Genomic DNA, 18,397 nt, shown 5'->3' on the forward strand with positions numbered 1-18,397 from the left:
AATATGAACTTTATAAAGCGCGTCCTTTCTACCGTTACGGGAATTTTTGTATTCCTGTTTATTTGTTTTGCATTACTCATAGTAATCGGGTTGTTGGCAGGTTCGTCGGCAGATGACAATATTATTGTTAAAAACAATTCGGTGTTAAACCTGAAACTGGATTTCCCTATAAAAGACTATGCCGGAAAAACGGTTTTTAAGCAATATAGCTTTTTAAATGAAGATAGAAAAGATGGTCTTTTTAATATTATTGATGCCATAAAATATGCGGCTACCGATGATAAAATAAAAGGCATCACTATTGATAATAATTTTATTCAAGCGGGAATTTCGCAAACCAAAGCGATTAGAGATGCCCTTTTGGAGTTTAAAAAATCGGATAAGTTTATTGTGGCGTACGCCGATATTTATACGCAAAAGGACTATTATTTAAGTTCTGTTGCCGATACTATTTACATGAATCCCGCAGGTATGATGGAGTTTAACGGCTTATCTACAGAGCATTTGTACTTTAAGGATTTCCAGGAAAAATCGGGGATTAAAATGGAGGTCATCCGTTTAGGTAAATATAAAAGTGCCGTTGAGCCTTTTCTGGAAAACGAAATGAGCGCCAATAATCGCGAGCAAATCGAAGGGTATTTAAATGGGATTTGGAGCGAACTTAAAAAAGAAATTTCTGTAAGCAGAAATATATCTGCTGAACGCTTAAACACTATTGCCGACAGTTTGTTGTCGAGAACTGCACCATTGGCAAAAGCATCAAAAATGATTGATAAGATTGCATATTTCGATGAGTTTCAAAATGGTTTAAGACACGCTCTAGATTTGGAATCTTTAAAAAAGATAAACAGCATTTCTATAAAGGATTATGCCATTCATACGGCCAATAAACTTAAAACAACATCAAGCAGTAATCACATTGCTGTTATTTATGCCGAAGGTGAAATTATATATGGCGAGGGCGACGAGAAATATGTCGGTCAAGGCGCTGTAAACCGTTCGTTAAAAAAAGCCAGAGAAGACGATAAGGTTAAAGCAGTGGTAATTCGTGTAAATTCACCGGGTGGAAACGCTTTGGCAAGCGAACTTATTTGGCGCGAAATAGAACTGACCAAAAAAGTAAAACCGGTTATAGTATCGATGGGCGATGTGGCCGCTTCAGGTGGTTATTACATAGCCAGTAATGCCGATAAAATTATAGCGGAACCTACAACAATTACTGGCAGCATAGGTGTTTTTGGCATGCTACCAAATGTAAAAGGGCTCGCCGATAAATGGGGCATAAATGCCGAACAGGTTTCAACCAATAAAAACGCCGTGGTTTATAGTTTGTTTGAACCCATGAGCGATACCCAAGAAGCTTTTATAAAAGAAAGTATCAATAATATTTATGAGTTGTTCACTAATAGGGTTGCCGAAGGTAGAAATATGACACAAGATGATGTTAAAGCCATTGCACAGGGCAGGGTGTGGACAGGTGTTGACGCCTTAGACAATGGACTGGTTGACGAACTTGGTGGTTTGGAAGTGGCACTAAAACATGCCGCAGACATGGCGCAAATTGAGGATTATAAAATTAAAGAGTTCCCCGTTTTTGAGAAAGACCTCGATAAAATTTTGCAAAGTTTTGGTTTGGCTAAAACAAAAGAAACTATATTAAAAGAAGAATTAGGTGAGGCCAATTACAAAATCATGCAGGATATAAAAGCGATGTCGCAACGAAAAGGCATTCAGTTGCTGCTTCCTTTTAGTACCGACATTAAATAATAATAGTAAATCAATAATTTAAAAGGTTAGGCGAGAGCTTAACCTTTTTTGCTTTTATAGTTAACTCACCCAAAAGCACGCTTCACTCATTTCTGGTTTTTTAATATATAGTTTGATGATAGTTTTATGCTAAACTTAAAAATCAACTATTATGAAAACCTTATTAAAAGTTATTTTTTTAATCCTTCCGATTGCTTTCTTTTCCCAAAATATGCCATCAATAAAAGTAGGGAACGATAAGTTGGGAATTACATCGTTAGATGTAAAAGTAGACGTTGTTGGAAACATAGCTACCACGACTTACGACATGCTTTTTTATAACCCGACATCCAATGTTTTAGAAGGCGAATTGGCTTTTCCGTTAGGCGAAGGGCAACGTGTATCGAGATTGGCGCTTGAAGTAAACGGAAAACTTAGAGAAGCCGTTGTAGTGGAAAAAGAACAAGGTCGCGTTGCTTTTGAAGCTGTAGTAAGACGACGCGTAGACCCTGTTTTATTGGAAAAAGGAACCGGTAATAATTACAAAGCAAGAATTTACCCGATTCCGGCAAAAGGTTATAAAAGAGTGGTTTTGGCACACGAGCAAGAATTGATTTTTAGTGAAGAGGCGCATTACTTTCATTTGCCTTTGGGGTTTAAAAAACATTTAGATCATTTTGTTTTGGAAATGAATGTGTTCGATCAAAAAATGAAACCTTCATTAAAAGAAGGACATATTGAAAATTTTCAATTTAAAGCCTTGTATAATAATTTTTACGCTAAAGTTGAAAAGAAGAATTACACCCCGAGTGAGTCTTTAACCATTAAAATTCCACAGTATTTCAACAGTAATAAAACCATAACTTATGATGATTATTTCTATATCTATAAAACCTTAAAAACCAATAAAGAACTCAGGGAAAAAGCTGGTGAAATTAGTATTTATTGGGATGCATCATTATCAATGAAATCAAGAGATTTGGAAAAAGAACTTGAGTTTTTAGATAATTACATCAACCATTTAAAAGATGTAAAAGTAGAACTGGTAAAATTCAGTAATCAAATACTATCGACTAAAAACTATATAATAACTAAGGGAAATTGGTCAAATCTTAAACAAGCATTAATAAATACGGTTTATGATGGTGGTACATCTTATGCTAATTTATTTTTGAATAATTCATCCCAAGAAATTCTAATGTTTTCTGATGGCATGAAAAGTTTAAGCGAATTGGCAGTTAATACAAGTCAGCCCATTTATGTTGTAAACAGTATTGTTAAAGCAAATCATAGCGAGCTGAATAGTATTTGCGAAGCTACCAACGGAAAGTATATCAATCTAAAAAATGCTACCGTTAAAGAATCAGTTGATAAAGTGATGTATCAATCTTTTAAGTTTTTAGGTTTTGAGTCTTCAAACAAAAACTTGGAAGTTTATCCGAATAATGCCATAACCGTTTCAACGGATTTTTCGTTTACCGGTAAAAATTTTAAGAAAAATGATATGGTGATTTTGCAGTTTGGTTACGGAAACAAGATTACTCAAAAAGACACTTTAGTTATACAATCGGAGGCTTCAAATAATTTAGTAAAACGTATTTGGGCTCAAAAGAAACTAAATAAACTTCAGCAAGAAAGCGATATGAATAAAGATGAAATCGTAAAACACAGTATGTTTTATACTTTGGTAAGTAATCACACGTCTTTAATTGTTTTGGAAACCGTTTGGGATTATGTGCGATATAAAATTACGCCACCGGAAGAATTACTTGAAGAATACTATAGAATCATCAACAGAAATAATGGTAAAAAGGTTATTGCTGTACAGGAAAATGAAACCCAAACTGAAGAAAGACAAACAAACCAAACACCGAATTCTGGGAATATTTCAGGAACAGTTTTAGACAAATCTGGACTGCCACTTCCAGGAGTTAATGTAATTTTAAAAGGAACAAACACAGGAACACAAACCGATTTTGATGGTAATTTTTCGATAAATGCAGATGAAGGCGCAGACTTAATATTTAGCTACATCGGCATGCAAACTCTTGAAACAACAATAGGCAGGTCATCAACGGTAAACATTTCAATGCAAGAAGATTCGGCGCAGTTAGATGAAGTTGTTGGATACGGTACTCAAAAAAGGAAATCATTGACAGGTTCGGTTACAACCATAAAAAGTGAAGATTTGAGTACTGGATATCATGGAAATATTGCCAGTGCTTTACAAGGAAGAATTGCTGGTGTACAAGTAGGTTCTGGAAATAATCCAGGTGCTAGTTCTAATATTATGATAAGAGGCGCTACGTCATTAAATGGCAACAATCAACCGTTATATGTCATTGATGGTGTACCAGTAAGTGGCGATGTTGACGACTTAATCGATGTTAATAATATTGAAAGCATATCAGTGCTAAAAGGCCCTTCTGCCGGAGCTTTATACGGCAGTAGAGCGGCAAATGGCGTTATTATTATAACGAGTACGTTTAATAATAATAGAACGAATACAGCGCGCAATTTTAATAGCTCAAGAAAGAACAAAAACCGATATAAAGGACGATTAAAAATAAAAGCACAAACACTGAATGCACCGTATATTGTTGAATTGAACAATTCGAAATCTTTGGAAGATGCCTATAAAACCTACTTGTCTCAAAGGGGAAAATATGAACACGTACCCGCGTATTATATTGATGTGTTCGATTATTTTAAAACATGGAACAATAAAGAAATTGCGCTAAGAATATTAACGAACATAGCCGAATTGGATTTCGATAACTACGAACTTTTAAGGGTTTTGGGTTACAAATTAGAAGAAGCAAATAATTATGGGTTGGCCGCTTATATTTACAATCAAGTATTAAAATTGCGACCGGAAGATTCACAATCGTACAGAGACTTAGCTTTGGTTTATCAAGAAATAGGTTTGGCTCAGGAGTCTTTTAATTTATTAAACGGTATTGTTAGTGGTGCTATTTACAAAAATAACGACCGAAGAAACTTTGCAGGCATACAGCAAATTTCGAGAAATGAAATCAATACATTACTTCAAAATAATGCTGAAATAAAAAAAGAAGATTTCATAAATACAAATAAAAAAGAGGCATCGTTTGATATAAGAGTTGTTATAGATTGGAACCATAACGACACCGATATTGATTTGCATATTATTGACCCTAATCTTGAAGAATGTTATTACAGCCACCCAAAAACCAAAACAGGAGGTAGGTTATCGCAAGATATGACCCAAGGTTTTGGACCAGAGGAATTCACGTTAAAGCATGCAAAAGAAGGGAGGTATTTTATAAAAGTGAATTATTTTGGAGATCGATATCAAAAAATAGAAAACCCAACGTTTATGAAGGTTACCATGTTTAAAAATTTTGGAAAACCAAATGAAACAAAAGACATTAAAATAATTCGATTAACCAAAACCAAAGACAAACAAATAGTTGCTAAAATTGAAGTATAGTTTAAATATTAAAAGAGGTCGTCCAAAAAAGTCAATTTCTATTCTAAATGTCACATTGAGCGCAGTCGAAATGCTTTGGTTTTCAAAACATAAAAACTTAGACTGTGCTCAATTTTACACTGGATTATCACGTACTAGATAACCTTTTTAAATCTCACTGCTGCATCTTAAAATAATAATCTGCCGAGTGTTTTCCCGAGCCGTAAAACAAAAAGAAAACACAAACTAAAAACGTGATTAATGCCAATGTTAAATTGTCCGAATTCATCTCGCCCAAAAAATTAATGGCAATCGCGCCAATTAATATTGGCAATTGCGCCATTATAGCCCAACGAGTTAATAAACCAAAGGCAATTAAAATACCGCCAATAAAGTGTGCCGGTGCCACATAATGGATAATAAACATGCCACCGGCCATATTTTGAACAGGTTCAAAAAGGCTCATAAGCATTTCACTGTTTCCCATAAAGTTGATGCCTTTAATAAAAAGAAAGACACCAAGGGCAATGCGAATTAAATCAAGTGGCAAGTAAGTATGCGCATTGGCCCATTTGTTTAATGATTTTATTGTTCCCATGATTGAAATTATTGATTTTCAATACAAAAGGTACAAAATTTTCGTAAGATTGAAAAATTACACTTGCAAAACACCCATGTTAAATTGCTTTTCAATGGGCGCGTGATTAGCCGCTTCAATCCCCATTGAAATCCATTTTCTGGTGTCTAATGGGTCTATAATGGCATCGGTCCAAATTCGAGCAGCCGCATAATATGGCGAAACTTGGTTGTCGTATCTGTCCTTTATCTTTTTGTATAGTGCATCTTCTTTTTCTTTGGTGAATTTTTCACCCTGTTTTTCAAGTGATGCTTTTTCAATTTGGAGTAAAACCTTGGCTGCAGAATTCCCGCTCATAACAGCCAGTTCTGCACTTGGCCATGCCACAATTAATTTGGGGTCGTATGCTTTTCCGCACATGGCATAATTTCCTGCGCCATACGAATTACCTATAATAATGGTGAATTTAGGAACCACACTATTGCTTACTGCGTTTACCATTTTAGCACCGTCTTTTATAATGCCCGAATGTTCAGATTTACTGCCAACCATAAAGCCCGTAACATCTTGTAAAAACACTAAGGGTATTTTCTTTTGGTTGCAGTTGGCAATAAACCGCGTCGCTTTGTCGGCGCTATCATTATAAATAACGCCACCAAATTGCATTTCGCCCTTTTTGGTTTTTACCAATTTGCGTTGGTTGGCCACAATACCAACGGCCCAACCGTCAATTCTGGCGTAGCAAGTAATAATGGTTTGTCCGTAGCCTGCTTTGTATTCATCGTATTCCGAATGATCAACTAAACGCTTAATAATGTCGTACATATCGTATTGGCCGGCACGACTTTTCGGGATAATACCATAAATATCTTCAGGGTTTTCTTTTGGCTTTTTTGATTCACTTCGGTTAAAACCAGCTTTGTCAAAATCGCCAATTTTATCCATAATGTTTTTTATGGTATTTAAGGCATCGGCATCATCTTTTGCTTTATAATCGGTTACACCAGAGATTTCACAATGTGTTGTGGCACCGCCCAAAGTTTCATTATCAATGGTTTCCCCAATGGCAGCTTTAACCAAATAACTTCCGGCTAGAAAAATGCTTCCTGTTTTATCAACAATCAACGCCTCATCGCTCATAATCGGCAAATAGGCGCCACCGGCAACACAACTACCCATTACCGCAGCAATTTGGGTAATGCCCAAACTGCTCATTACAGCATTGTTCCTAAAAATGCGTCCAAAGTGTTCTTTATCCGGAAAAATTTCATCTTGCATGGGTAAATACACGCCGGCAGAGTCGACTAAATATATTATCGGAAGTTTGTTTTCAATGGCGATTTCCTGTGCCCTTAAATTCTTTTTTCCCGTAATGGGAAACCAAGCGCCGGCCTTAACCGTAGCGTCGTTGGCAACAACAATACACTGTTTGCCTTTTATATAACCCATTTTAACCACTACGCCACCAGACGGACAACCACCGTGTTCGGCATACATATCTTCGCCGGCGAAAGCCGCAATTTCTATGGTGTTCCTTTTGGAGTCCAGAAGATAATCAATGCGTTCCCTCGCGGTCATTTTACCTTTGGCTTTATGTTTTTCGATTCGCGATTTACCGCCACCGAGGCTAACTTTTGCTAATTTTTTATTTAATTCGGAAAGTAGAAGTTTATTGTGGTCTTCGTTTTTATTGAAGTTAATATCCATGTATTTTAAGTTTGACGCTAATGTACAAAAGTTTCAAATTTTATTTTCGAGTTTGTTGATGAATTCGCAAAAACAGTTACATGGAAATATATTCCTAGGAATATAAATATTTTTATGCTATATTTGCAGTATTAATAAATATATAAATTAAAATGAAACGAGACAAAATAATTTATTACACGGCCACAGGATTGCTAACGGCAATAATGCTATTTTCAGTAAGCATGTATTTTTTTCAACACGAAGCTATTAAAGAAGCTTTTACAGGTTTTGGATATCCAACCTATATTATTTACCCCTTTGCTACAGCAAAATTACTTGGTTTGATTGCTGTTTGGAATCCGAATTTTAAAGCCATTAAAGAGTGGGCTTATGCAGGCTATTTTTATGCCTTTATATTAGCGTTTTTTGCTCATTACATGATAGGCGATGGGCAAGAAGGAACCGCTGTTTTGGCTATTGTGGCATTAATTGTATCTTACATTTTTAATAAAAGAATAGCTAAATAAATGAAAAACATTATAGTGTTTGCAGGAAGCAATAGTAAAACCTCAATTAATAAGCAATTAGCGACTTATGCTTCTGGTTTGGTTGAAAATGTTAAAACTGATATTTTAGATTTAAATGATTTTGAATTACCGCTTTTTGGGGTTGATTTGGAAAAAAAATCAGGAATTCCAGAACCTGCTCATCAATTTTTGAAATTAATAAAGGAATCTGATGGCATTGTTTTATCGCTTGCCGAACATAACGGGGCGTATTCAACGGCATTTAAAAATATTTTTGATTGGATGTCGAGAATTGAAGCAAAAACTTTTTACGGAAAACCCATGCTATTGATGGCGGCATCACCGGGCGGAAGAGGTGGTGCATCGGTATTGGCTATGGCCCAAGATCGTTTCCCTAGGCACGACGCCCATATTGTTGAAACGTTTTCATTGCCTTTTTTTGGTGATAATTTTTCAGAAGGTAAAATCGTGAATAAGGATTTAAATTCAGCATTAAAAAATAAAGTACAAACATTTCAAAAAGCACTATAATATGGAAATCAAACAATTTGACGACGGCAAAAAAGGAAAGTTCTATATAGAGATTGAAGGCAGTCAAGAGGCTGAAATGACCTATACCTATGCAGGAAAAGAGAAGATTATTATTGACCATACCGAAGTTAGCGAAAAATTAAAAGGAAAGGGTGTTGGTTATAAATTAGTAGAAGCGGTAGTAGATTTTATGCGAGCGAATAATATTAAAGCTATACCGTTATGCCCATTCGCCGCCGCTGTTTTTAAAAAGAAGCACGACGCGTATAAAGATGTCTTATCTTGATAGGATGATTGAATGTTTTAACCATAATTTGAAGATGTGCCATGGGCGATATTTCTAAAGATGTTAACTCGAAGTTTGAAAACAACAAAGTAAAAGCGTTAATCAATATTTTATTTACCGCAAATTGGATTACGTCACATCAAAATGCTTTTTTTAAGCCTTTCGGTATTTCGCCACAGCAGTACAATATTTTAAGAATTTTGCGCGGTGCCAAAACACCTTTAAAAGTACAAACGATTAAAGAACGCATGATTGACAGGGCACCAAATGCAACACGGTTAATGGATAAGCTTTGCGCTAAAAATCTCATCGAGCGCATGCCTTGTAGTAGTGATAGGCGGGTAGTTCATATTCAAATTACCAAAGCGGGATTAGCGCTTTTAGAAAAAATATCAATAGATTTTAATGTGGATTTACTGGATAATTTAACAGAAAAAGAGGCAGAACAATTAAGCGATTTACTCGATAAAATACGCTAGTGCTTTTTTTTGCCCACATAGTTTCCATGGAAATTAAAATGCCAACATTATGAAACAAAACACAATAAAAACCATAGGACGAAGCGATTTTGTAAACATGGGCCCCATAAAATTGCGCCAACCTATACCTACACAACACATCGATATGATAGACCCGTTTGTATTATTACACCATTACGGACCCTATGCTATTGATGAAAGAAACAACCCGTTCGATTTAGGCCCGCATCCGCATCGTGGTTTTGAGCCCATCACATTTTTGGTTCAGGGCGAACAATTGCACCGCGATTCTTTGGGGCACGAAAGCGTGGTAAAAGCCGGAGACGTACAATGGACTACCGCGGGCAGAGGGATTATTCATGCAGAGCGACCAACAAAAACCTTTGTAGAAAAAGGTGGCACTTTAGAAGGTATTCAATTATGGTTGAATTTACCAGCCGAAAAAAAAATGATTCAACCCAATTATCAGCATGTTAAAAAAGATGAATTTAACCTGGTTTTTTCCGAAGACAAAAAAGTAAGCATTCAAGTAATAGCCGGAAGTTTAGAAGGTAAAAACGGAAAAATTGCCACGCAAACGCCGGTTAATGTATATATGATTGATGTTGAAGCAGGTGGTAAGCACCATATCAAAATTGATAACGAGCATCAACCAGTACTGTATTTGCTCAGCGGAAACGTAAAAGTGAATAATGAAGTCGATTTAATTCAAAATAAAAATCAATTGATTGAATTTAATCAAGACGGCAATCAGTTTTCAATAGAGGCAAAGGCAGAGAGCAAGCTTTTATTTTTATCGGGAAAACCATTCCATGAAAAGGTAACAACTTATGGCCCTTACGTTATGAATACGCAAACCGAAATTATGGAGGCCATGCGCGACTACCAAATGGGTAAAATGGGGTTTCTTCCAAACAGTTAATAAAAAGCATCCGTTAAAGGGTGCTTTTTTTATGTAAAAAAGCGATATTTGCTTTTAAACTAACCATCAAAAATTTAAGAATAAGATTATGGCAATGAATAAAAACACGGTATTGGCTTGGGCTACTTGGATTATGATTTTTGTAGGCCTTGGCTTAATAGGATTGGGCGCTTTTAGATATGACGATGTTGCAGGATGGGGATTTGCAGCCGTTGGAGGTGGCTTTTTCTGTATCGCTTGGGTATTTAATGCTTTAAAAGGTAGGGTATAGCCTTTATGTACAACTTAACAAATTACAACAAACAAAAATGAGCGACGATAAAAAGATAATCTTCTCAATGTCGGGGGTTACAAAAACATTCCCGAGTGCCAATACACCCGTTTTAAAAAATATATATTTAAGTTTTTTCTACGGTGCCAAAATTGGAATCCTTGGTTTAAACGGTTCGGGTAAATCCACTTTGCTAAAAATTATTGCGGGTGTAGATAAAAACTACCAGGGCGATGTGGTGTTTTCGCAAGATTATTCCGTGGGCTATTTAGAGCAAGAACCAAAACTCGACGAGAACAAAACCGTAATGGAAATTGTTCGAGAAGGCGCAGCAGAAACGGTTGCCATACTTGACGAATACAACAAAATTAACGATATGTTTGGGCTGGAAGAAGTCTATGGCGACCCAGACAAAATGGAGAAATTGATGAACCGTCAAGCAGTACTTCAAGATCAAATTGATGCAGCAAATGCTTGGGAGCTCGATACAAAACTTGAAATTGCCATGGACGCGCTGCGTACACCTGATGGCGATAAAAAAATCTCGATATTATCTGGTGGGGAACGCCGTCGTGTAGCCTTATGTCGCTTACTTTTACAAGAGCCGGATGTGTTATTGCTGGATGAGCCAACCAACCACTTAGATGCGGAATCTGTACATTGGTTAGAGCATCATTTGGCACAATATAAAGGCACCGTAATTGCAGTAACCCACGATAGATATTTTTTAGATAATGTGGCTGGCTGGATTCTCGAGCTCGATAGAGGCGAAGGGATCCCTTGGAAAGGCAACTACTCCTCTTGGTTAGACCAAAAATCGAAACGAATGGCTCAAGAAGGTAAAGCGGCATCAAAACGCCAAAAAACGCTTGAGCGCGAGCTGGAATGGGTGCGACAAGGAGCAAAAGGCAGACAGACCAAACAAAAGGCACGTTTGAAGAATTATGACAAACTCATGAGTCAAGACCAAAAACAGCTCGATGAAAAATTGGAGATTTACATTCCTAATGGGCCACGGTTGGGTACCAACGTTATCGAAGCCATCGGCGTTAGCAAAGGTTACGATGATAAATTGCTTTACGAAGATTTAAACTTTAACCTGCCACAAGCGGGAATTGTGGGTGTTATTGGACCAAACGGTGCTGGTAAAACCACTATTTTTAGAATGATAATGGGCGAAGAAACCCCAGATAAAGGCGAGTTTAAGGTAGGCGATACGGCAAAAATTGCCTACGTAGACCAGAGTCATTCCAATATAGACCCAGAAAAAACGATTTGGCAAAACTTTAGCGACGAGCAAGAGTTGATTATGATGGGCGGAAAGCAAGTAAATTCCCGAGCTTATTTAAGTCGTTTCAACTTCTCTGGGAGTGAGCAAAACAAAATAGTAAAATTACTTTCCGGTGGTGAGCGTAACCGTTTGCACTTGGCTATGACGCTAAAAGAAGAAGGTAACGTGCTGCTTTTGGATGAGCCAACCAACGACTTGGATGTTAACACATTGCGAGCTTTAGAGGAAGGCTTGGAGAACTTTGCAGGTTGTGCCGTTGTAATTAGTCACGACCGTTGGTTTTTAGATAGAATATGTACGCACATTTTAGCATTTGAAGGCAATTCGCAAGTGTATTTCTTCGAGGGTAGTTTTAGCGATTATGAAGAAAACAAAAAGAAACGATTGGGTGGCGATTTGATGCCCAAACGAATAAAATACAAGAAATTAATACGGTAATGCTTAAATTAAAAAGCCTGCAATTGCAGGCTTTTTAATTTTAAAGCGTTTTGTCTTTTTTAATTAGTTGCCACCATACATGTGCCCATCGGTAAAATCTTTATAGGGCTTTTCATTTTCTTCTTCAATAGTTGTATTCATACTGTTTAAACGGTCGTTTTCTTTTTTTAGCATATAAGATTTTCTAACACCAAGTATCAACAGAAAAGAGAAAATAACAACAACAATAATTAACACGGTAACTATATCAATTTGTGTAATTAATGGCATGCGGAAAAATGAGAGACTTATGTAATTTACAAGCATTTACGGTGCTTTATTTGGGTTAATAGCTATTCAAATATACCATTTTTTTGTTAACTATTATAAATAATAATGGTATCGCATTGGATTTTAGAGGTTTAAATTGTGCTAAAAGTCCGATGTTTATTCCCTTCCCGTAAAAAAATATTTTTTAAAATAAGTTTTGATGGCACCTATAAAATTCAATGTAACATTTTGTAAAAAAAACATACCAATAATTTAAGCAGGATTAATTTTGAAATTGATATTTTTTAACGAAATTGCTTGTTTATAAAAATTGTTAAACCTAAAATACAAGATATACCATGTCAGATGATTTTGATTTATTAGAAACCTCTTCAAACGAAAAGAACGAAAAAGTAGATGTCAATTGGGGAAAAGCCATTGATACGATGAAATCTAAATTGTCTCAAGAAGATGACCCGGAAGTTCGGCAAAAAATACTGAATGCCACTTTGGATGATGTGGTGCACATGGCCGAAAAAGACAGAACCACACTTTTGGATGCCATTAAAGATTTAACCGATTATCAAGATGAGGTGGGCATTATTTTTGAAAAATTCTCATCGCTTAACGCAACCGAACAAAAAGTAATTGACGATGCCCAAAAAGCATTGGATCGGGCGAGAATAGAGTTGGAGGATGCTAAAAACAAGCCAGACACTTGGTGGAACAACCTTTGGGGCCGCAAAAGCAAGATTAAAAAGGAAGAGGAAGAATTTAAAGCCGCCGAAAAAGTACGTGCCGGAGCCGATAATAAGGCCAAAGCCATGTTTCAGGAGCGTATTGAGAACGCCGATGTTCAAACGCTTTTAAGTGAGTTGTCTTATAAAAGTCAAGCCGCTGTTAGCCGTTTAAAAAACAGGGAAATAGAGATAAAAGAAGTTGAAGAAAAACTAAAAGATGCCATTGTTGAGGCTTCTAAAAACCATACTAAAGCCTTAGAAAAAAAGAACGAAGTTGAAGCTAAATTAGAGGAACGCTACGCGCTTTTAAAACAGGCCCGCCAGGAACTTGGGGACATTGCCGATAAACAATCTCCAGAATACTCCGAGGCTATTGGTAAAGTAACCGCTTTAGAGCAAAAGGTTGAAGAACTGGAAGGTCTTAAAAACGCCTATACAACGCTTGCAGCAAGTAAAGACAGCTTTGTGCACAAGCACAATTTAACCATTAAAGTATTAACATCGTTACGCAGTAACTTGCAAACACATCGCGCCAAATTAAAGAGTGATACCGAAGAGCGCCTTAAATATTACGATGGTTACGTGGTGGCTTTAAAAGCGAGAACCGACCAGGAATTTGCTGCTATTTTAGAACATTTAGGCGTTAAAACCGATGAGCATATTGGCGAAACCTTAGCGTCTATGCATACGGCAAGTGCCAAGGCACGACAAGATATGATGGACAATATTCCGGTGCACGAAAAAGTGATGCAAGGTGTTTATAGCAGTTATGCCGAGGCTTTACAGGAAATTCGTGCGAAGGATAGCGACATCCAAAAGAATTTTGCTGAGCGCTACGGCATCGATATGAAAGAGATTTTTGAAGATTATTATAACGCCGATGCCAACAAACCAGCTGATGGCGGCGGAAAAGGCGATAAGCCTAACCCGAAACCAGAAGCTAAAGAAGACGATCTATTAAGTTAGCTGTCATTCCTGCCAAGGCAGGAATCTTATTAAAGGGCGTTGTAAGTTTAAAACCAGTTTCGTTTTCCGCGTTAGGGATTGAGCGGTATGTTTGAGCTCGCCGACGATAGGAGGAAGCGAGTAGTGAAAGCCCGACCCCTCGGGTAACGCCCAAATTATTAAAATATTAGTGTATTCGTGGCAAAACTGCTTATTGGATACTGCATACTGAAGACTAAAAAATGTCCATAAACCACATAGTAACACCATTGGATTCTGCTGTTCTCGATTCTAAAGAGCATTATGTTTTCTATCATAAAATGGTCGATTTTGCTTTTAAGGAATTGATTGTTGCCGTGCAACGCCAAAAGATTTGTAATGACGTTGAGGTGCAATTGTTTAAGCAATACTGCGATTTGTTATTGTACTCTATTGAAGCCATGCGCATTAAATATATGTACGACGACGAGGATAATATGAAGGTGGATTTAACGTATTCTGGGTTTCCCAATTATTTGGAATTTAGGTATTTGTTTAACGATTTGGAGTTGCGCGATGAGTATTTGGGCAAGCTTACACCCATTGATACTTTTAAGGAAGAGTTTTTGGATACCTTAATGCGAAAAAAAGAACCGATTAAGAAAAGCAGGTTGTTTCAGGCGGCATCGATAGTGTATTACTCGTCGGTTAAAAAGGAATATATTTTCAATCGGTTTGTGCAGGGAAAAATACTGAAGGCTCCAGAAAAATCGGTTGCCGATTTGTTGGTGAGCTGGAGTTTTTATGATGTATCGCATAACCGGCCCTTTATATGTTTTATGTATTTTAATTATGACGGAAAGGATGTAAACGATTATAAAGATGCTATTTACGAGGTTTTAAAAACGGTTGCCGACAGAGACATGACCCTGGATACCATGGCCTATACCATTGATAGAAAACTGTCAAAGGTTTTGCCAAAACTGATAAAACGCATTGATTTGGGTCCCATGCACAATGTGTTTGCAAAAGATGAAAACGAAATAACGCATGCCCTTTTAAAGGCTATTGGTAAAAAGGATATTCCGTTGGAATCGTATGCCATTTCGTTACGATTGGATGAAGTTAGCTCCGGTAGCGAATTTAAGGAAGGCGGTTTTTTTAGCAAGCAAACGCTGCAAAAATGGGATGCTATTTTTAAACGAAAATATGTGTTTGCTCCCCACAGGATCATTCAATTATTATATAACAAAACTCCGGAGATTATGAATGGGCTTGAAAAAGCTCCGATTCAGATAGCTGGTTTAGAAATAGATTTAAAAAATTAACGTCATAACGAGGAGCAAAGCGACGTGGTTATCTCATCAAATTTAACAGATTGCCACGTTTCACTCGCAATGACGTAAAAGAATAAACATATGAACCACAACTCAACTTTCCCAATAAAACTAACCGAACTCGACATGATTCGCGACGAAGCGTCATCGTATTTAAAATCTATACAATGGGTTCAAGGTGACCGTGCTAAAAACCGAGAAAAAGATGCAAAAGATGAATCTATTTTACTGTATTTATCGCGTGCCAATAACGGTAGTAAATCGACTGAAATCACCGCGGTTTCAAAAACAATTTTGGCTTTAAAAAAGCGATTGTTGCCAGATTCGGTAGCGATTCCTGTTTATTTAAACCAAGCCCTGTATGCCGTTCAAGAAGGTATCACATTAGGGATTTGGATTAAGGATAGCTATTACGACGCCTCGGGTTTATCGAGTTTGAACGAGAATAAATCGGCTTTGGATAACAACGGAAAGCGCGAGTTTGAAAGCAAAATGCACACCGCAACGGCGTTTATGCTTTTTGCTACGGCATACAAAATATTACACGATTTAAAACCCCACGCTTCAGACGATTTAAGTGTGATGAAACAGAAGTTTGCCGGTATTCCGGAAGTGTCTTTCTTATCGCCCTTAAAAGGCATATCGTGCAGTTTGTTCTATTTTGATAAGTATTTGAGTCATCCTGAAATTATAAAGTCCGATAAAGATGTTATCAATTTTACGGTGGTTTATTTTGAAGCTTTGATTGATGAAATCCAACTACGCAAAAGTACTTTGGAATACACCGAAACCATTGAAGACAGAACCTATAAATTGGAGAAATCGGAATTCGCCGTTTCCGGTTGGAACAATGTGTTTTCGGGAACCGCAAAAAGCATCGAGTTCAATAAAATCCAATTCGAACAAATTGTGGGTAATCGGGATGCCAAACATTTTGCACGCCGATTAACCGAGCGTATGTTGAGTTACGATTTTATCGCCAAAAAAAATCCGTTTCAAGAATTAGGCGGTTTTATGCCCGTTTTTATGGGTTATGGCATTCCGGGAACCGGAAAAAGCATGCTTATTGCCGCCATTGCAACGCTTCTAAAAGAGCATTGCGATCATTTGGATATTCCGTTTTTGTTTCACCCCATGCCAGATACTTTGATTAGTACATTTCAAGGTGGTTCTGCTGAAAAAATGGTAGAATGGATGAAGCCTTTACAAGACCCATCAAAACTCATTTTTGCTCCTATTGACGATGCCGAAAATAATTTACAGGAGCGAACAGCGCAGGGTGTTTCGGCGGGTGTAAAAGAAGTTATTGGCGTATTTTTAAGATATACCGAAGGCGCTTATGCGGTTAATTACGGCAACAGTTCCATCGGGTTATTCACCAATCTTCCCGAAATGTTGGATAAGGCTGTGATTTCGCGTGTGCAAGGGCGTTTTAAAATTGATGGCGCACGTACCGAACACGACTTTTTAGATCAAGATTATCTGTGGTGGAAAAAGTTTGATAAGACCATGCCCGATTTCGTGAATATGCAAAACCCACAAGGTTATAGCTATTTAAAAGACCAAGGGTTGGCAAAAAGCATGGGCGATATTTTAAATGTTATTGAAAGACCATCGGAAGAGCGGGTTTTAGAGGCTTTTAAAAAAGCGGATAAAATGCACGACACCAACGAGCATCTGTTTTACGCGAGTTTGTATAAAGAAATCCAAAAGATATTTCCGTTCTTTTCATCGCGTGATGTTCGGAATATTCAAAGTGCCATTTCTTTGCGTTTAACCGATTTCGATTTGGAAACCGATTGGTTCGACAATCCCGAAATTTATTTCAAAAAAGATTACGATACCAAATTTGGGATGCTTCAAGAACTCATGAAAGCGAATATGAAAGGTTTGGATTTTTCTGAAATTCGCCGACAAGAAGTGGTGCGTTATTTAGATAATGTGGCCACCATTGCCGATACTGATTTTAAACGAAAAGTAGATGCCAGAGTAAATCAATTGAATATAGAAACTGAGGCTAGAGCACAATTTAAAAAAGATAGTTAATGACTAATCTGAAATTTAGATATACTCTAACAATTTTAAATACTTCAGTATTTATTGGAGAATTAATAGTTATAGTTTTCACTATTTTCAAATGGGACGAATTATCTAGAGGAGAAGGCTGGGGTGTGGTTTATATGATAGGATTTGGTGTTTTTATTGCAGCAGGTTTACTTGTGGACTTAATATTGCAAATAACTTTAAAACATAGACCGCTATTAAATGGTGTCGGGCTCTTTGTTGTATTAGTGTATTTATATATGATTTTTTTAGGTGATTTATGAACAGAATAAAAAACATTACATCAACCGTATTATCCCAATTTTGGGGCAAATTGGAACGCATCGATTTCGATTTTAAATTTAAAAACGGCAATTGGAAACGCTTGTCGCACGAAGCTTACGGCAAGAGCGATGGTGTAGCGATATTATTGTATAACTCAGAAACCAAAAAAGTTGTTTTATCAAAGCAGTTCAGGATACCGGTTTACATTTCCGGGGTTTCCCAAGGCGTTTCTATCGAAGTTTGCGGTGGCGCGATTGACGAGGGCGAATTGCCAGAAACAACGGTAATTAGAGAAGCCAAGGAAGAGTTGGGGTATCATATTTCAAATTTAAAAGCCATAAATACTGTGTTTTTATCCCCGGGCATAGTGAGAGAGCGCGTGCACTTATTTATTGGAGAATATAAAGATTCCGATAAAATTGATAACCACGGCGGCGGTTTGGAAATTGAAGGGGAAGAAATTGAAGTGATGGAAATACCTTTTAACAAAGCTATGGAAATGATTGATTCACGAGAAATTATTGATGCCAGAACGATTATGTTGTTACAGCATATAAAAATTAAAGGATTGTTAAGTTAGTTTGTCATTAATGCTATGGCAGGAACCCAGT

17 protein-coding genes are annotated in these 18,397 nt (G+C 37.0%); 14 read left to right on the forward strand and 3 right to left on the reverse strand.

Annotated elements, in window-relative coordinates; genetic code table 11:
* Window positions 1-3: 3 nt before the first annotated feature.
* Both sppA and RNZ47_RS05765 read left to right on the forward strand, forming a co-directional pair.
* The gene (gene sppA / locus RNZ47_RS05760) at window positions 4-1,767 is read left to right on the forward strand and encodes a signal peptide peptidase SppA (RefSeq protein ID WP_311937708.1); all 1,764 of its coding nucleotides are present in this window, start codon (window positions 4-6) and stop codon (window positions 1,765-1,767) included.
* A 151-nt stretch (window positions 1,768-1,918) separates the two neighbouring features.
* The gene (locus RNZ47_RS05765; RefSeq protein WP_311937710.1) at window positions 1,919-5,218 is read left to right on the forward strand and encodes a DUF2135 domain-containing protein; all 3,300 of its coding nucleotides are present in this window, start codon (window positions 1,919-1,921) and stop codon (window positions 5,216-5,218) included.
* A 154-nt stretch (window positions 5,219-5,372) separates the two neighbouring features.
* Here RNZ47_RS05765 and RNZ47_RS05770 read toward each other — a convergent pair whose 3' ends face one another.
* Window positions 5,373-5,795 (reverse strand): DoxX family protein, encoded by a 423-nt coding sequence (locus tag RNZ47_RS05770; RefSeq protein ID WP_311937712.1) that lies wholly within the window; start codon window positions 5,793-5,795, stop codon window positions 5,373-5,375.
* 57 nt (window positions 5,796-5,852) lie between these two features.
* Window positions 5,853-7,481, reverse strand: coding sequence for an acyl-CoA carboxylase subunit beta (locus tag RNZ47_RS05775; RefSeq protein WP_311937715.1), 1,629 nt, complete (start codon window positions 7,479-7,481; stop codon window positions 5,853-5,855).
* A 152-nt stretch (window positions 7,482-7,633) separates the two neighbouring features.
* On the opposite strand from RNZ47_RS05775, the gene RNZ47_RS05780 reads away from it, so the two are divergent.
* From RNZ47_RS05780 to ettA, 7 genes are all read left to right on the forward strand, one after another.
* Entirely contained in the window at window positions 7,634-7,990 is a 357-nt protein-coding gene (locus tag RNZ47_RS05780) for a DoxX family protein (protein WP_311937717.1), read from the forward strand.
* Window positions 7,991-8,521, forward strand: coding sequence for an NADPH-dependent FMN reductase (locus RNZ47_RS05785; RefSeq protein ID WP_311937719.1), 531 nt, complete (start codon window positions 7,991-7,993; stop codon window positions 8,519-8,521).
* A gap of 1 nt (window position 8,522) precedes the next feature.
* Entirely contained in the window at window positions 8,523-8,807 is a 285-nt protein-coding gene (locus RNZ47_RS05790) for a GNAT family N-acetyltransferase (protein ID WP_311937721.1), read from the forward strand.
* Between the two features lie 41 nt (window positions 8,808-8,848).
* The gene (locus tag RNZ47_RS05795; RefSeq protein WP_311937724.1) at window positions 8,849-9,286 is read left to right on the forward strand and encodes a MarR family winged helix-turn-helix transcriptional regulator; all 438 of its coding nucleotides are present in this window, start codon (window positions 8,849-8,851) and stop codon (window positions 9,284-9,286) included.
* Window positions 9,287-9,335: 49 nt separating this feature from the next.
* Window positions 9,336-10,208 (forward strand): pirin family protein, encoded by an 873-nt coding sequence (locus RNZ47_RS05800; protein ID WP_311937726.1) that lies wholly within the window; start codon window positions 9,336-9,338, stop codon window positions 10,206-10,208.
* Between the two features lie 88 nt (window positions 10,209-10,296).
* Window positions 10,297-10,479 carry a CAL67264 family membrane protein gene (locus RNZ47_RS05805; RefSeq protein WP_311937728.1) on the forward strand — a complete coding sequence of 61 codons (183 nt, stop codon included), beginning with the start codon at window positions 10,297-10,299 and terminating at the stop codon, window positions 10,477-10,479.
* A gap of 37 nt (window positions 10,480-10,516) precedes the next feature.
* On the forward strand, window positions 10,517-12,208 hold the full coding sequence (gene ettA / locus RNZ47_RS05810; protein ID WP_311937730.1) for an energy-dependent translational throttle protein EttA: 1,692 nt from the start codon (window positions 10,517-10,519) through the stop codon (window positions 12,206-12,208).
* Window positions 12,209-12,271: 63 nt separating this feature from the next.
* Here ettA and RNZ47_RS05815 read toward each other — a convergent pair whose 3' ends face one another.
* Window positions 12,272-12,478 carry a hypothetical protein gene (locus RNZ47_RS05815; protein WP_311937732.1) on the reverse strand — a complete coding sequence of 69 codons (207 nt, stop codon included), beginning with the start codon at window positions 12,476-12,478 and terminating at the stop codon, window positions 12,272-12,274.
* Between the two features lie 338 nt (window positions 12,479-12,816).
* Here RNZ47_RS05815 and RNZ47_RS05820 point away from each other — a divergent pair, with 338 nt between their 5' ends.
* The 5 genes from RNZ47_RS05820 (at window position 12,817) to RNZ47_RS05840 (ending at window position 18,366) form a co-directional block, all read left to right on the forward strand.
* A complete protein-coding gene (locus RNZ47_RS05820) occupies window positions 12,817-14,163 on the forward strand; it encodes a microtubule-binding protein (RefSeq protein ID WP_311937734.1) in 1,347 nt (448 codons plus the stop codon).
* Window positions 14,164-14,384: 221 nt separating this feature from the next.
* Complete coding sequence (locus RNZ47_RS05825) at window positions 14,385-15,449, forward strand: hypothetical protein (RefSeq protein WP_311937736.1); 1,065 nt, start codon at window positions 14,385-14,387, stop codon at window positions 15,447-15,449.
* Window positions 15,450-15,539: 90 nt separating this feature from the next.
* Window positions 15,540-17,504 (forward strand): AAA family ATPase, encoded by a 1,965-nt coding sequence (locus tag RNZ47_RS05830; RefSeq protein WP_311937738.1) that lies wholly within the window; start codon window positions 15,540-15,542, stop codon window positions 17,502-17,504.
* Window positions 17,504-17,785 carry a hypothetical protein gene (locus RNZ47_RS05835; protein ID WP_311937740.1) on the forward strand — a complete coding sequence of 94 codons (282 nt, stop codon included), beginning with the start codon at window positions 17,504-17,506 and terminating at the stop codon, window positions 17,783-17,785. Before RNZ47_RS05830 ends, RNZ47_RS05835 begins: the two co-directional genes overlap by 1 nt.
* Window positions 17,782-18,366, forward strand: coding sequence for an NUDIX domain-containing protein (locus RNZ47_RS05840; RefSeq protein WP_311937742.1), 585 nt, complete (start codon window positions 17,782-17,784; stop codon window positions 18,364-18,366). Before RNZ47_RS05835 ends, RNZ47_RS05840 begins: the two co-directional genes overlap by 4 nt.
* The last annotated feature ends 31 nt before the right edge of the window (window positions 18,367-18,397 follow it).

The sequence above is a fragment of the Hwangdonia seohaensis genome (assembly GCF_031932625.1).
Taxonomy (GTDB): Bacteria; Bacteroidota; Bacteroidia; order Flavobacteriales; family Flavobacteriaceae; genus Hwangdonia; species Hwangdonia seohaensis.